This window comes from Pseudomonas sp. FH1 (assembly GCF_000510895.2).
GTDB classification, from domain to species: Bacteria; Pseudomonadota; Gammaproteobacteria; order Pseudomonadales; family Pseudomonadaceae; genus Aquipseudomonas; species Aquipseudomonas azotoformans_A.
Map to the genome: position 1 here is coordinate 1 of NZ_AOHM01000147.1, position 13,121 is coordinate 13,121.

General features: G+C 57.3%; 16 protein-coding genes and 1 tRNA gene. 2 read left to right on the top strand and 15 right to left on the bottom strand.

Features of this window, described 5'->3' with window-relative positions; translation table 11 throughout:
- Window positions 1-323: 323 nt before the first annotated feature.
- Genes H096_RS32500 through H096_RS32570 form a run of 15 tightly spaced genes read right to left on the bottom strand, consistent with a single transcriptional unit; the run spans window position 324 to window position 11,886 of the window.
- Window positions 324-1,046: an A24 family peptidase gene (locus tag H096_RS32500; protein ID WP_055725976.1), complete on the bottom strand. Its 723-nt coding sequence runs from the start codon at window positions 1,044-1,046 to the stop codon at window positions 324-326.
- On the bottom strand, window positions 1,039-2,346 hold the full coding sequence (locus H096_RS32505; protein WP_033903324.1) for an STY4528 family pathogenicity island replication protein: 1,308 nt from the start codon (window positions 2,344-2,346) through the stop codon (window positions 1,039-1,041). Before H096_RS32505 ends, H096_RS32500 begins: the two co-directional genes overlap by 8 nt.
- Window positions 2,343-3,038: a DUF2857 domain-containing protein gene (locus H096_RS32510; RefSeq protein WP_033903325.1), complete on the bottom strand. Its 696-nt coding sequence runs from the start codon at window positions 3,036-3,038 to the stop codon at window positions 2,343-2,345. Before H096_RS32510 ends, H096_RS32505 begins: the two co-directional genes overlap by 4 nt.
- Window positions 3,039-3,070: 32 nt before the next feature.
- Window positions 3,071-4,762 (bottom strand): ParB family protein, encoded by a 1,692-nt coding sequence (locus tag H096_RS32515; protein ID WP_033903326.1) that lies wholly within the window; start codon window positions 4,760-4,762, stop codon window positions 3,071-3,073.
- A gap of 1 nt (window position 4,763) precedes the next feature.
- The gene (locus H096_RS32520; RefSeq protein ID WP_033903327.1) at window positions 4,764-5,114 is read right to left on the bottom strand and encodes an Arc family DNA-binding protein; all 351 of its coding nucleotides are present in this window, start codon (window positions 5,112-5,114) and stop codon (window positions 4,764-4,766) included.
- Window positions 5,115-5,142: 28 nt separating this feature from the next.
- On the bottom strand, window positions 5,143-6,024 hold the full coding sequence (locus H096_RS32525; protein WP_033903328.1) for a DNA adenine methylase: 882 nt from the start codon (window positions 6,022-6,024) through the stop codon (window positions 5,143-5,145).
- On the bottom strand, window positions 6,021-7,046 hold the full coding sequence (yejK, locus tag H096_RS32530) for a nucleoid-associated protein YejK (RefSeq protein WP_033903329.1): 1,026 nt from the start codon (window positions 7,044-7,046) through the stop codon (window positions 6,021-6,023). The genes H096_RS32525 and yejK overlap by 4 nt, the downstream gene beginning before the upstream one ends.
- Entirely contained in the window at window positions 7,046-7,279 is a 234-nt protein-coding gene (locus H096_RS34700; protein ID WP_033903330.1) for a hypothetical protein, read from the bottom strand. Before H096_RS34700 ends, yejK begins: the two co-directional genes overlap by 1 nt.
- Window positions 7,272-7,799 carry a hypothetical protein gene (locus H096_RS32540; protein ID WP_033903331.1) on the bottom strand — a complete coding sequence of 176 codons (528 nt, stop codon included), beginning with the start codon at window positions 7,797-7,799 and terminating at the stop codon, window positions 7,272-7,274. The genes H096_RS34700 and H096_RS32540 overlap by 8 nt, the downstream gene beginning before the upstream one ends.
- Window positions 7,789-7,977 carry a hypothetical protein gene (locus tag H096_RS32545; RefSeq protein WP_033903332.1) on the bottom strand — a complete coding sequence of 63 codons (189 nt, stop codon included), beginning with the start codon at window positions 7,975-7,977 and terminating at the stop codon, window positions 7,789-7,791. Before H096_RS32545 ends, H096_RS32540 begins: the two co-directional genes overlap by 11 nt.
- Window positions 7,974-9,320 (bottom strand): replicative DNA helicase, encoded by a 1,347-nt coding sequence (gene dnaB, locus H096_RS32550; RefSeq protein ID WP_033903333.1) that lies wholly within the window; start codon window positions 9,318-9,320, stop codon window positions 7,974-7,976. The genes H096_RS32545 and dnaB overlap by 4 nt, the downstream gene beginning before the upstream one ends.
- A complete protein-coding gene (locus H096_RS32555) occupies window positions 9,317-10,015 on the bottom strand; it encodes a DUF2786 domain-containing protein (protein ID WP_033903334.1) in 699 nt (232 codons plus the stop codon). The genes dnaB and H096_RS32555 overlap by 4 nt, the downstream gene beginning before the upstream one ends.
- Window positions 10,015-10,257 carry a hypothetical protein gene (locus H096_RS32560; protein ID WP_033903335.1) on the bottom strand — a complete coding sequence of 81 codons (243 nt, stop codon included), beginning with the start codon at window positions 10,255-10,257 and terminating at the stop codon, window positions 10,015-10,017. The genes H096_RS32555 and H096_RS32560 overlap by 1 nt, the downstream gene beginning before the upstream one ends.
- Entirely contained in the window at window positions 10,254-11,006 is a 753-nt protein-coding gene (locus H096_RS32565; RefSeq protein WP_033903336.1) for a hypothetical protein, read from the bottom strand. The genes H096_RS32560 and H096_RS32565 overlap by 4 nt, the downstream gene beginning before the upstream one ends.
- The gene (locus tag H096_RS32570; RefSeq protein WP_033903379.1) at window positions 10,999-11,886 is read right to left on the bottom strand and encodes a ParA family protein; all 888 of its coding nucleotides are present in this window, start codon (window positions 11,884-11,886) and stop codon (window positions 10,999-11,001) included. The genes H096_RS32565 and H096_RS32570 overlap by 8 nt, the downstream gene beginning before the upstream one ends.
- Window positions 11,887-12,130: 244 nt before the next feature.
- Between H096_RS32570 and H096_RS32575 the strand changes: the two genes are divergently transcribed.
- Window positions 12,131-12,207, top strand: a tRNA-Pro gene (locus H096_RS32575).
- Window positions 12,208-12,457: 250 nt separating this feature from the next.
- On the top strand, window positions 12,458-13,117 hold the full coding sequence (locus H096_RS32580; protein ID WP_033903380.1) for a cysteine hydrolase family protein: 660 nt from the start codon (window positions 12,458-12,460) through the stop codon (window positions 13,115-13,117).
- The last annotated feature ends 4 nt before the right edge of the window (window positions 13,118-13,121 follow it).

Consider the following 13,121-nt stretch of genomic DNA (forward strand, 5'->3'; position numbering starts at 1 on the left):
GCACCGCTGTCAGGTGGTGCCAGTGGCACCACTGATCTAGTCGTCGGCGCCGATGATCCGTTCGGAGGGTGGTGCGTGTCGCGCCGTTGTGAGGTGGTGCCAGTGGCACCACTGATCTAGTCGTCGGCACCGATGATCCGGTCGGAGGGTGGTGCGTGTCGCACCGCTGTCAGGTGGTGCCAGTGGCACCACTGATCTAGTCGTCGGCACTGGTGATCCGGTCGGAGGGTGGTGCGTGTCGCACCGCTGTCAGGTGGTGCCAGTGGCACCACTGATCTAGTCGTCGGCACCGGTGATCCGGTCGATGAGTGATGCAGGTCGCATCACCATGGTTGGCTGTGGCTTACAAGAAGGGCTATCCACCCCGCGAGGGAAAGAAATGGCCCAAAAGGCATACGTACACTTTGAGCTTTCAAGAGACGCAGGCAGACAATGGGGGCCATTGCGAGCAGTAGTGCGGTCGCCACTGTATAGGGAACTATTTGCCAGCCCCCCCATGCCCCAATCAGAGCTAGCAGCTTGAAGTCGCCCGCGCCCAAACTTTCTTTGCCGGTAATGTGTTTGACCAGGTGGAAGACTGACCAAAGGCTCACATAGCCTATGACACACCCCCAGAGAGCTTCCTGCAATGTGGTGAGCAACCCGAAGGAATTGATGACTAGACCGATCCAGAGGACCGGCATTGCCAGCACGTCCGGCAGCAAGTAGTGCTTACTGTCGATCAAGCTCAAAGCCAGAAGATACCAAGTGAACAGCAGGACAAAGAATGCCTGCATCGTTGGCCCAAAATGCACCGTCACCACGAGCGACAATACAGCGCAGCCGATTTGCGCGGCCCAGGTCCCTCGTATCGGAGCCCCGGTCGTTTGAAGGTCACAAGGCTTCTCGAAATCCAGCCCCAGTAGTTCCCGCGCATCCCGCTGCCATTGTTGCTCGAGGAGTGCCGGCAGCCAGTGGGCGACCCAAGTACACAGGCGACCTGCCAGCATGCCCAGCACGATGGAACCAAACCCTAGGGTGATCTCAGAACCCATCCAATCACTCATCGGTGGGCTCCGCGCGACGACGTGGGTCAAGCAGGGCTTGGAGCGAGGTCAACGCGGAGTTCGCTGTCTGCATCGCGGTCGCTGTCGGTGCCGGCTTCTGGGCGGGGGACAGGGTAGGGCGTGTAACCATCCGTGCCGCTGGAGGCGTTTGCGTTGGCGTCGGAGTTGGAGCGGGTGTTGAAGGGTTCCACTCGGCGTTGAAGTCACCCCGGATGGCCTTGCCAGCAAGGGTCGTCAGGTATGCAAGGGGCTTGGCCACGCTCCCGGTTGTACAGCGATGCTTCCACTGGTTGATCACCGCCTCTCGGACATGCTCCGGTACTGGCCCCATGATTTCTCGTGCCTTCACACGGTCCTCTGGCTTGAGAAGATCCAAGGCAAGCAACCAATTCACACCTGCATTCTCGCGCGGTTGTACAAAGCTTTTAGATACAGACTTGTCTGTATTTGTATACGTACTAGCTGAGTTCGGACTCCGAACTGAGGGTGTACTCAGCGGTTTTAGACTCAGTTCGGATTCCGAACTGAGGGGGAGGGCCCCCTGTTTCACTGAGTTCGTGCTGAGTTCGGAATCCGAACTTAGTCCCTCTGCGGTTAAGTTTTGCTGAGTTCGGATTCCGAACTCAGGGGCGGGTAGTGCATTTTGCTTGGTCTCTACTGCCCAGGTCTGGGCATTCAGCCGATCGCTAATCGTGTCAATCCGCGAGGGAAGTCGTCGGCCCACGTCGGGATCGCTGGTGAATTCGCGCCAGGTGATCGCCGCGATCTCCTTGATCGCTTTGTTCTGATGCTCCATGGATTGCATCAACAAGGTCATGTAGTCCTTGTCGAACTCCAGGGCCTCTGCCGGTGTTACAGACTCATCGTGGAGCAGATAGACGTTCCCCTGGACCTGTCCGTTGATCTCATTACGGACGGTCCTACCCAAGCTCAACCAACGGGTTAGACGGAGTACGGTTAAGGCCTTTGCCACGGTTTCTCTAGAGGCATGTTTACCTGGAGTCATGCCCAGGTATGGCCGTAGCTGCTCATAGGTGGGGAAGGCAGTGATGCCATCTTCGTTGACAAGCAATCGGAAGACTTGCCAGCAATTGCGTTCCAAGGGGGTCAGCCGATTGTCGAGCAGGAGTTTACGCGGGACTGTTTCATGCGGATTTCCGCTGAATATGATCCCGGAGTAGGGCGTAGCAGGCGCAGCAGTAGGGGCGGTGTCCTCAGCTCTCTTTTTCTGTACATGGGCCTCGAGTTGCCCCGAGGCCGAATCTAGGAGCGTGGAAATCGGGAACCGTGCGAGCTTCATTTTCTATGTTCGCCTTCTCCAGAGTGGGCAGAGGCGGCACAGCTTTCATCAACACGGCGTATGCCGCCCTCTTCCAGCAGAGTGAGTTGTCGACGCTCAGATACTCGGGGTCGTTCCTTGCTACCGGTATACAGACCTTGTTCGATCCACTGAGTGATTCGAGACCAGATCTGCGCAAGCGTTAAGCCGTCTGTGCTCAGTTCTTCAGCAACCAGCATGGCAACGTCGAGCATGGCCAGGCTGTCCTCGATCTCCACTCGGTTTTCATCCATCAACTTGGTCCAGCGGTGCCAAATATGATGATCTTGATCCTCGGAAAGCTCGGGCCATCGTCCGCGCGGGGCTCGAACCCCAATGATGGTACGTTGCAGCGCGATCTCTTGAGGTGTGAGCCCGAAGAACTTGTTGAGCAAGCTGGTAGTGGCACCTAGGCGGATTGCCCGCTCAATAAGACGTGTTTCTTCTTCTGAGCGCGCAGCCCCGGTCAGAAGCTTGAGGATCATCGAGCTGTTGATAGACACGTTGACCCAACTGACCGGTGTGTTACGGAGCAAGCTGAGAACTGTTGGATGCTGGATCTGGCCCAGCACCTCAGGTTCAACCCCCATTTCCACACAGCGCTGGAGTTGACCATTGCGCATCAGGTCAAGAAGCTGCGACAGAACTGCTTCGTTAAGTGTTGACTTGGACATTGAGACTCTCTCCCGTTCATCCCATCGAGTGTTCAGTTGCCCTGGACTTCCGAGGACCGTTTGAACTCTTCGATTTCCAAGTCGATCAACCGGCGAGCCAGTCGAATGATGCGGAACAGTTTGACCAGCGCGCCGTCGCTCAAACGACCGTCGTCTCCTGGAGCCTGTTCAGCAATTAGGGGCTGGCCCAGCAGTAGTTGGCCGAGGCCGGCTGCAAATTCAAACTCAGCTAATGCACTGGCAGGATCTGGTTGCTCGTTCAGCATCTTCAGAGCGATCGCGGTGGCACCGCTCAGTGACTGAAGCAATGTCAGGGTATGTTGAGCTGTTGCAGTGACTTCGATATCGGTGTCGGGCTGTTTGTACTTGAAACCGATCCCGCCATCGATTGCCAGGATATCGCCTGGGCCATTGACGGACTCGAGAATCTCCACTGCCAGCTGGGATACCTGCTTGCGCAACTCTGCAGGTTGGTCAATCTGCCGCTCGATGTACCAAAGGTCTGTGATGGGGTGCAGTCCGCCGGCCTGCACGGGGATGGCGACCAGACAGTTCGCGTTGAAATCGGGCAGGGTTTCTCCGCTGAGGGCGGCAACCTTGGCTTTGGTTTCGATCACCCGCTGGCTGAGGTTCGCAGGGGACGCAATGTGCCCTGCAATTCGTTTCTGCTGTTCCTCTGGTGTGAGCGACGTAACTGGTTGTGGTGGCGTTTGCGGAGGCTGCTGCGAGCGACCAGTAGCTTCAGGTGGTTGTTGCGATGGCGGAAGGGTTGAGCCTGCCACAGTGCCTGGCGCCGACGCGGGCGGAGTTGGCGTCGAACTGGTTATCGGCAATTCAACCACCGGTGTCGAGCGACGAAGCTTGTCCTGCTGTTGAGTGATTTCCAGCAGAATGTCCTCATAGCCCAGCATCAGCGATTTTTTCATTGTGCCGATGAGCTCGTCCTGGAAACGCTGGAACAGGAACTCTTCCGCTTCGCCTTCAAACTGGGCAAGGACGTCCTGGAACAACATTTCAAAGTCGACGCCTTCACTGCTGTAGTGCTTGTCCCAGCAGGCCAGCGCGGATTTCCTCAGTGACAGTATTTTCTCGATTTGTGGTTTGCCGAGGCCGTTGTAGAGAAGGGCGGGTACGGCAGGTAGAAGGTACTGAACCGTGTCCAGCATCCTGCTGATATGAGAATGAGAGATTGGATATCCGTCCTTTGTCAGGCGGCGGGAAAGTTCTCGGATCCCAACCTCCTCTCCAGATTCGGATTCATACAGCGCTTTTGCATTCCCCACACCCACGGCGCGCTCGATGAACTTGAGCTCACCCTTGAGATCCTCGGCCAGGTGGCCGGTGAGCATAATGATTTCGGCGCGAGCTTGGTCCCACGGACGGAACAGAACATTGATCCTCTGGAACCTTTCGTCGCCAGTTTCCTGGAACAGCTCCTTAAGGATTGTGATCCTCGTGTTCCCGCCGTTGCGGATCCGGTATTTTTCCTCGCCAGGCCTGCGCGTTACGGGTGGGGGGGTGTCGAGGCCGCGGTTGCGGATCGATTCTTTGAGGTCATCGTATCGTGGGTTGCGAGTGGTACGAGGGTTGTCCTCCCAGGGGAGAACCTCCTCGACGGTCAGCACCAGTGGGGTGTCCGCGATAGGGTCACTCATGGCAGCGGTGGAGCCTGTAGGGCTGAAGCCTGGAGCGAGGAGCTTGGCTTTGAGGTCAGTAGCGGCCATATCAAGCTCCTACCGCAGCAATGTGGGGGTGAGCCAGTGGTGTTTGCTTGCGGACCAGGTGCAACACTTCCTGGATGTCATCTTGTGTAGGAAAGGCGTTTTGCAGCAGGCGATCGATGACCCGGTATGCGCGGGTCAGCTCGGCTTTCAACTCTTCCGCATTGAGAGAGCCGTCTAGCATTTGCTGAGCCGACTCGAACTGGGCGTTCAGCAGTGACTGTTCGAGGCGATCGATAATCTCGCTGTTCATGGAGCGGTGGTTCTTGCGGGCCACTTCTGCGACTTGCTCACGCATGCCGTCCGGCAGGCGTACCACGAATTTGTCAGCGGTGCGGGAATTGGTTGCGTTCATGATGTTCTCCAAAAAATGTGCGGGCCGCTCAGATCCGGGCAGTGAGGGGGCGGCAGCTGTGGTCTGGGACAGTGGCGAAAAAGTCGAACTGGGACAGGCCTTGAAAGGCTGCCCGGTTGAGCCAGAGGCATTCGGTCCGACTTCGCGCTCCATCGGCATATGCTTGCCTGCTTACCCGGTACCAGTCTTTGTAGAGATTGTCGTAAAGCGCGCAGGGGTAGCCTGAAAGCACGACCATCCCTTGCCTGCTTTGCAAGAACGTGGCGAGCTGCAGGTGTTCTTCGTCGCTCAATTCGTAGCGATAGGATTTGCCCGTGTCGGTGTGGCGAACTTTCGTACTGCGAGTGGAGTGCACATAGGGAGGATCTACGTAATGCAAAGTGCTAGGCCGGTCGTGGTGCTCCATGATCGTCAGAGCGTCGCGCTGCTCGATCACTACCCCCTGTAAACGTTCGATGATCGTGTCTAAAGCATCGGGATAGTTGCGCCAATCTACCGCCGGTGAGGTGCCGGATCGAACCGACGTTGAGCGAAATCCCGTGCGCTCCCCGCAGGCAGCCGCACTACCAAACCCTTGGAAAGAGCGGAGTACCATCCGCCGGGCGCGTTCAAGAGGATCTGCCGTCTCGCTGTAGCTCGCGGCAAACTCCTCACGAGCGAAGGGCGTCAGGGCGAGTACGTCGCGAAGCTCACCACCACGGTCCCGGGCTACACGGAAGAGATTGACTACTTCACTGTCCAGGTCGTTATAGATCTCGGCGGGGCTTCGAGGCTTGCGCAGCAGAACAGATGCGGCCCCACCAAATGGCTCGACGTAAGTGTGATGGCGGGCTAAGTGCTGGATGATCCATGCAGCCAGCTTCCACTTCCCTCCGTGATACCGAAGTATCGGGCGCTGAACTTTTTTCATTGCTGCTCTCCCGAATCCGCAATACGACGCTTGAGCTGGTCGGTGAGCTGAGTGGGCAAATTCTTGATCGTCAGGGAGCCGGTGTCGGCATCGTAGGTGACGTTGGAACCGAGCAGGTGTGCCTCAAAGCTGATCGAGAGGCCTTCGGCGCGGCCAGTGAAACGACGGAACTGGTTGAGCACGCGTTTGTCGGCCGGGATCTCGGATGACAAGCCGTAGTCGTTGTTGCGAATGTGGTCGTAGAACGCCTGGGGGCGATCTTCATCGAGTACTTCAGACAGTTCCTGCAGGTGGAGCGGCTGGCCGAGTTTTGTTTGAGTGGTGGCGTAATCGAGCAGCGCATGGGTCTTTTCCCGCGCGCTTTCTTCAGGGAGGTCCTCTTTCTCGACATACTCGGTGAACGCCTTCAGCAACGTGCGGGTTTCACCAGGGCCATCGACGCCTTCCTGGCACCCGATGAAGTCGCGGAAGTATTCCGAGCTCTTCCTGCCGGTTTTGCTTTTGACGATGGAGATGTACTGCTTCGAGTTTGGATTGTTCCGCCACTCACTCAGGTTGATCCGGGCTGCGCAGGAGAAGTTACTGGTGTCCAGGTAGCGCGAGACCACAACGTTGAGATCACCGTCCAGGCCGACTGTCTCGACCAGTTGGAGGAGGGCGATCATCAGGTATTCAGTCATACCCTGCTGGTAGTGGGTGAAGAGCACGTGCCCGCCGGTGGAGAGGTTGGACTCTTCCATCAGCCTCAGTAGGTGTTCGACGGAAGTGCGGCTGAAGGCGGTGAAGTCCTGCTGCTCATCCAGGTGCTGCTTAAGCCAGCCACTGAACGGATAAGCACCGGACTCACCGTGAAAGAATCCCCAGGCTTTGCTCTGTTTTGCGTTGTAACTGTCGTTGAGGTCGGCCAGAAGGTTTTCGATGGAGTCGGAGGCTGCGAGTTCTTGGTCGCGAGCATGGAGCACGGCGGGGGTGCCGTCGGGCTTCTTGTCGACTAAGTGAATGATTGCGTGTCGGATCGGCATTATTGAATCCCCCGCGAGGAGCTGTTTTGGGATTCCGCACGGCGCAACAGGGCCCGAGTATTACGCTCGGTGCGATGGTCGCTCGGTGTGCAGGAAGTGAAGATCGGAGTGAAGCCAGCCTTGCTGAACTTCAGGTGGCCGCTACTGGACCGGCTGAGGGTCCAGCCCTGTGAGAGGGCGAACTCTGCAAGCCGGCGGACGCTGTCGTGTGCGCCGCGAAGAAGGTTATGCATTGGCTCCGGCCTCCTTCTGGCAAAGGGCATCACCGGCTTGGATGGCCACGATTTCAGGACTACAGCCGGGGTATTGGGTGGCCAAGACAGTGAGGAACTCACGTGCGGTTTCGCGTGGTCCAGGAATGCGGAAGACCACGGTGCAGTGCTGAGCCTCGTCCTGTGTGGTGGGCAGATGGGGGGTTACTGCCACCTTCAGCCCGCAGCTCAGGAGGTGCCTTGGTACCCATACGGACCAGAAGTAGTTCGTCAGCAGGGTTGGTTGGCCGAGAAGGGTCGCAGTCAGTGTTCCAGCATCACTGCTTTCCAGCTGGATGTACTGTTGCTGTGCAATCTCATGCAGAACTTCATTCAGCTCAACGGGCACTGTGGTTTCACCGAACTGGGTGAGTCGTGAAACAACCTGGCCAAGAGCATCCAGCCAAACCGCGTTGACGCCAGACTGATGCGCGAAAGCCAGGGCTGACTGCTCAGTGCTTGCGATCGCGGGGATCGTTGGATAGGCCTGCTCAGTCTGCATCGTGCGCCTCCTGCAGAGGCTCGATGTCGTAGCTGCCGCAGACCGGGCAGGCCAGTACCTCAGCTTCACCTTCAGGGGTGTGTTCGGCAAGATGTACCTGCTGTACCTGGTGCAACGCGAAGTGCCGGTCGCAGCCGCGGCAGCCATGGGTAATCGGATGGGATTGCATAGGCGTCATACGGTAGCTCCTTGCCAATGATCGGCAGTGAGGTTTGCGAAACGGGTTTGGTTGGCGATGAAGGCGGCACGAACATGCCCAACGGGACCGTTGCGGTGCTTACCAATGATCAGTTCCGCAACGCCCTTAAGCTCGGAGTCCTTGTTGTAAACCTCGTCTCGGTAAACAAAGATGATGAGGTCCGCGTCTTGCTCGATCGCACCGCTATCGCGGAGATCGGCATTTACTGGCCTTTTGTTGGGCCGCCGTTCCAGGTCACGATTGAGCTGGGAGAGAGCCATGAAGGGGCAACTGAACTCTTTCGCGATCCCCTTGAGCGATCGAGAAATCTCGCTGATCTCGTTAACCCTGTTTTCCTGGCCAGGGCTACGCATGAGTTGCAGGTAGTCCGCCATGATCAAACAGGGTTTACCAAAGCGCCGGCTGGCACGCCGAACCTTTGCGCGCATCGCGGAAGGGGTGAGGTTCGCGCTGTCGTCGATGACCAGGCGGTTGCCATACGCGCTCATGCGGTGCACGGCGGCGGATAGCTTAGGCCAGTCCTCATCCTGCAGCTGACCGGACAGGAGCCTGCTTAGGTCGATACGGCCCAGAATGGCCAACATTCGATAGATCAGTGCCTCGGTAGGCATCTCCATGCTGAAAACCAGCACGATCTCGTCAGGCGCATTGGTCAGCGCGGCATCGACGGTACTCAAGCAGAACGAGGTCTTGCCCATGGATGGGCGAGCGCCGACGATGATCAGATCCGCTGGCTGCAAACCTCGTGTCATCTCGTCAAGGTCGGTGATCCCGGTCGGCACACCAGTCACTGTTACATGGCCGTTGAAGTTGGCGTCGATCTTGTCGACGACGGAGAGCAACTTCTCGTTCATGTTGGCGAATTCGCTAACCACACAGCCTTCGCCTAGCTTAAACAGCTTCTGCTCGAGCGAGTCCTGGACCTCCGCCGCATCAGCGGTAAGCTCAGCCGCGTCTCGGGTCCCCTGGAAACACAGGGACATGATGCGGCGGAGGTGCGCGCGGTTACGCACAATCTCTGCATACGTTTGGATATTCGCTACGGACGGAATGTTCTTTGCCAGCTCTGCCAGGTATGACAGGCCTCCAACCTCTTCGGGGACGGCCATCTGCTCGAAAATCGTCACTATGTCGAATGGGCTGTTTTTCTCTGACAATTGCTGGATAGCAGCAAAGATCAGCTTGTGTTCGGCCCGAAAGAAGTCCTCCGTCTGCAGTAGGTCCCCTATGAGATCCCAGGCGTCGTTGTCCAGCATCAGCCCGCCCAGAACGCTTTGTTCGGCCTCGATGGAGTGGGGAGGGGAATAATTCAGACCAGTCATCTGGCACCTCCGTGGGCAATGGCAGGCTGTTTACTGCGGGATACTCCACGATGGATCTGAGCACGCTGGCCTTGCTGAATGCCTGCGTGCAACGAGCTAAGATCGTGGCCTTTGGCTTCGCTCGGCGTGATGTCGGAGCGCTTCAACTCAGGGTGATGCACGCCCAAATAGGCAGTGATATCAGCTTGGGACTCCGGATCCAGGCCACCCGCGAACTCACGCACTTTGTAGGCCACTGCCCCGATCCAACCTTCGGCAAAGAGTTGACCGCGACGTCGTTTGGTTTTGAGCTGGCAGCGTTTCTGGTGTGACACATGCTCGCGACGTGCTTTCTGCAACTGTTGAATGAGGCTGCTGTAGGCATAGGTAGCCATATCCGGACCGATACCCTTGCCCAGGAACTTGAAGCAGTACCCCTTCACTGGGTGGTAATAGGAGAGGTGGCTGCAGTCGAAGGCGGCTGCACATGTTGCGGCAAGGGCGTGCAGCCAATCCGCCGGGGAGCGTCGAGTGCCCGTTGGGATGCTTGCTTCCAGAACTTGGCTGGCACGAAGTTCGTCGGACTCGATGTTGTACTGGGCCATGAGTGCGCGGGCCTGGCGCAATGCGATCCCGGCCTCGTTCGTGTTTGCCCCTGGGCTATTGGCCAAGGACATCAGCTTGGTGACCTTGTCGAGGATCTTCTGCTTTTCCATCATGAACCCTCCCCGGCGCGGCGAGGTCGGCTGCGCATCGCGGATGCGAGCAAGGCCAGGGTGTTCAGCACGCCGAAGACACAGAGCGCATAGGCTGAGTAGACCGCTCCCTGCAATGCCAGCTCGACATGGGGGGCTTTGAAGATCGAGCCCAAGCCATAGGCAGTGGCCAGTGCCACAGAGCAGTTCATGAGATACAGGCAAAGCGAGCCCGCGAATTGAGATATGAGGGCAAGGCTCATGCTTGGCCCTCCTGCCTGTCCGCTGCAGGCACCAAGGCCTCTTGCCAGAGGCGAAGGGTCTCGCGTTCGTCTGCTGTCAAGGCAGCCAAGCCTACAGCTTCGGCCACTTTCTCCTGCAGGAGCCGCAGGCGTTCCTCAACCGATGAACCATCGTCATAAGCAAGGTGGCTGGTCAGGTCGCTGATCATGAAGTAGCGGAGTGATCTGACATTCCCGGCTCGGTGTTGCTCCACTGAATGCCCATAGAGCCGAGCAGGTGTCTTCAGCTCGTTTCTGATGTAAACGTTGAATTCAGAAGGGGTGTAGGAGGTGTTGAACTGCCGTGCACGATTCAGGATGAGTGCGGCTTTGATCGTCTCCAGCAGTTCTTCGTGAGTCTCGGTAGGCAAGGGGAACGTACGGGCTACCAGCTGTTTCGACTGAGCATCACGCGCATCTTGCCGGCGTTTCGTTTCTTTCTCGGAACGAACGCGCTTTTCCTTCGCATGGGTCACGTTGTGGCCGATCGAATCAATGAGTTGTGCTGCATTACGCAGTAACTCGCGCTGTTCACTGCTCAGAAGGTCACCGAGCGAACCGAGTAAGCCGCTACCCATCTTCCAGCCGTTGGCCAGCTTGTATAGGTCTCCAGACGTGGACGTCAGCTTTTTCTGGATGCCGCGTAGTTCATTTGAGCTGTAGAGTTTCCCAATCCTGAGGACTTCCTCAGCCGTGATCCCGGCAGCCTTGGTAATCGCGTGCTTACTCATCGCGGCGGGCCTCCTTCACGATTTCGGCGACCCGCTCCTCGGTCATTGCCTCGAAGCGGTTTGCCCACTCCGGGAAGGCCTCGATAGCCAGGCTGCGGATGACGCTTAGCGCCGAAGGAGACTTACGGTTCGATGGTTGACGGTATTCAAGTCGATGGGCTGGCACACCTTGGCTGGCGGCCTTCTTGAAGATCACGGCGTCTGGAATGATCGATTGCAAGACGGTGTAGTCCGGATTTCCATCGAAGATTTCGCGCACGGTTCGATGGATCTCGCGTGCGTCAGCGGTTTCATCCAGGCCGTTGATGATGATGTTGATGTGGGGAATGGTGAGGCCGAGACGCGCGTAACTGCGCAGTCCATCCATCATGTGGATGGTTCCACGACTGAATTCGCGCGCGGCCAACATGTTCGGGGGGAGAGGGGAGAGGATGACGTCGGATGCAAGAACGACCATCTCCAGCATCGCAGAGCGGGCGCCCTGGGTGTCGAACAAGATGAGGTCGTAATCGGCATCGAAGGCTGACATCAGGTTGGCTAGTCGCAGCCTGCCATCAGGTGCCTGGAGTATGAGATTGTTGAGCTGATTGTTAGCGTCGTTCGAAATGATTACGTCGAGGTTCTTGATCGACGTGTGGGAGATGATCTTGGTCCGGTCGGTCTCGTTGTAGGAGAGCAACTCGAAAATACCACCCGGGGCGGTGTATTCCAGGGGGTAATAGGAGGATGCCGAGGGTTGGACGGGGTCTAGGTCGATGAGGAGGGTGCGTAGCCCTGCGTCAGCGATGAATGCTCCCAGGTTGGTGGATCCAGTGGATTTGCCGGTGCCGCCTTTGGTGGAAACCTGACCTGCTCGTTTTGCTTTCTTCGGGTGTGTCATTGCCATGCCTCTAATGTGGGTTTCATTAGAGGCAGCGGTCCTAGATTGTACGTAAATCTGCTTTAGATTCCCTTCCTAGCTATCCAAGACCAACAGTCCAATTGTCTTTTAACCAATTGGTCGTAGGTTCGAATCCCACACGACCCACCATTTTTGAGACCAGTTAACGCTGGAATCGAATCTTAAGATCAGAGGCCAAAAGCCCTGATCGAAGAAGGCGACTGAAAGGTCGCCTTTTTTTTACCGGGGTATAGCGCAGTCCGGTAGCGCGCCTGCTTTGGGAGCAGGATGTCAGGAGTTCGAATCCCCTTACCCCGACCATATTAAAAATCCTCGTATCGAAAGATACGGGGATTTTTTTTGCTCGTTTTCTACTTCATTTGTGCGAATTCCAAACAGATATTGTGCTGATTGGTGCGTTGGTGCTGCGGCGGTCGCCTCCTAGACTGGGCTCCGTCAGTTACTTACCCCAACAGGAATTCGCATCATGACCCGTACCGTATCGTTGCTCTGCCCTCAATCGACTCGTTCATTGCCTGCATGGGCCAAATCCACGCTCGTTGGTTTGGGCATGATGTTGGGTTTCGGCCAATTTGCCGCCGCCGCCGATGCCGCGGCGAACCCGCATCCCACTATCCGTGCCATGTCGGGAGCGGAATCCATCGGCCGGCTGGACCCGAAAACCACCGCCTTGCTGGTGATCGACTTCCAGAATGAATACTTCACCGGCCGCATGCCGATCCCGGACGGTATGAAGGCCCTGGAAAATACCCAACACCTGATCACGTTTGCCGACAAGGAACACATCCAGGTTATCCATGTGCAACACATCGCCCCAGACGGCGCGGCTGTATTCGCAACCAATGGCAAGACGGTCGATTTCCACCCCTTGATGAAGCCGCGCCCGCAAGACAAATTGGTGCAGAAAACCACCGTCAGCGTCTTTGCCAGTACCGATCTGGATGCCCAATTGAAGCAAGCCGGCATCAAGACCCTGATCATCACGGGCCTGATGACGCACGCCTGTGTCGCCGGTGCCGCCCGGGACGCTGCGCCGTTGGGGTATGACGTTGTGGTAGCATCCGATGCCACCGCGACCCGGGCGATCACCCGTGTCGATGGCCGTTCGGTGACCAAGGATGAGTTGCACAACGCGGCGCTGGCTGAGATCGAAGACACCTTCGGTTCTGTGCTGACCACCTCGCAAATCATCGCTCTGCCGGTTAACTGATTCC

What these genes read in the sequence shown, in the direction of transcription:
- H096_RS32555 (WP_033903334.1), bottom strand. Translation starts at nt 10,015, where the DNA reads ATGGAAAAGCAGAAGATCCTCGACAAGGTCACCAAGCTGATGTCCTTG.
- H096_RS32545 (WP_033903332.1), bottom strand. Translation starts at nt 7,977, where the DNA reads ATGACGCCTATGCAATCCCATCCGATTACCCATGGCTGCCGCGGCTGC.
- H096_RS32580 (WP_033903380.1), top strand. Translation starts at nt 12,458, where the DNA reads ATGATGTTGGGTTTCGGCCAATTTGCCGCCGCCGCCGATGCCGCGGCG.
- H096_RS32570 (WP_033903379.1), bottom strand. Translation starts at nt 11,886, where the DNA reads ATGACACACCCGAAGAAAGCAAAACGAGCAGGTCAGGTTTCCACCAAA.
- H096_RS32540 (WP_033903331.1), bottom strand. Translation starts at nt 7,799, where the DNA reads ATGCAGACTGAGCAGGCCTATCCAACGATCCCCGCGATCGCAAGCACT.
- dnaB (WP_033903333.1), bottom strand. Translation starts at nt 9,320, where the DNA reads ATGACTGGTCTGAATTATTCCCCTCCCCACTCCATCGAGGCCGAACAA.
- H096_RS34700 (WP_033903330.1), bottom strand. Translation starts at nt 7,279, where the DNA reads ATGCATAACCTTCTTCGCGGCGCACACGACAGCGTCCGCCGGCTTGCA.
- H096_RS32525 (WP_033903328.1), bottom strand. Translation starts at nt 6,024, where the DNA reads ATGAAAAAAGTTCAGCGCCCGATACTTCGGTATCACGGAGGGAAGTGG.
- H096_RS32520 (WP_033903327.1), bottom strand. Translation starts at nt 5,114, where the DNA reads ATGAACGCAACCAATTCCCGCACCGCTGACAAATTCGTGGTACGCCTG.
- yejK (WP_033903329.1), bottom strand. Translation starts at nt 7,046, where the DNA reads ATGCCGATCCGACACGCAATCATTCACTTAGTCGACAAGAAGCCCGAC.
- H096_RS32500 (WP_055725976.1), bottom strand. Translation starts at nt 1,046, where the DNA reads ATGAGTGATTGGATGGGTTCTGAGATCACCCTAGGGTTTGGTTCCATC.
- H096_RS32515 (WP_033903326.1), bottom strand. Translation starts at nt 4,762, where the DNA reads ATGGCCGCTACTGACCTCAAAGCCAAGCTCCTCGCTCCAGGCTTCAGC.
- H096_RS32565 (WP_033903336.1), bottom strand. Translation starts at nt 11,006, where the DNA reads ATGAGTAAGCACGCGATTACCAAGGCTGCCGGGATCACGGCTGAGGAA.
- H096_RS32560 (WP_033903335.1), bottom strand. Translation starts at nt 10,257, where the DNA reads ATGAGCCTTGCCCTCATATCTCAATTCGCGGGCTCGCTTTGCCTGTAT.
- H096_RS32510 (WP_033903325.1), bottom strand. Translation starts at nt 3,038, where the DNA reads ATGTCCAAGTCAACACTTAACGAAGCAGTTCTGTCGCAGCTTCTTGAC.
- H096_RS32505 (WP_033903324.1), bottom strand. Translation starts at nt 2,346, where the DNA reads ATGAAGCTCGCACGGTTCCCGATTTCCACGCTCCTAGATTCGGCCTCG.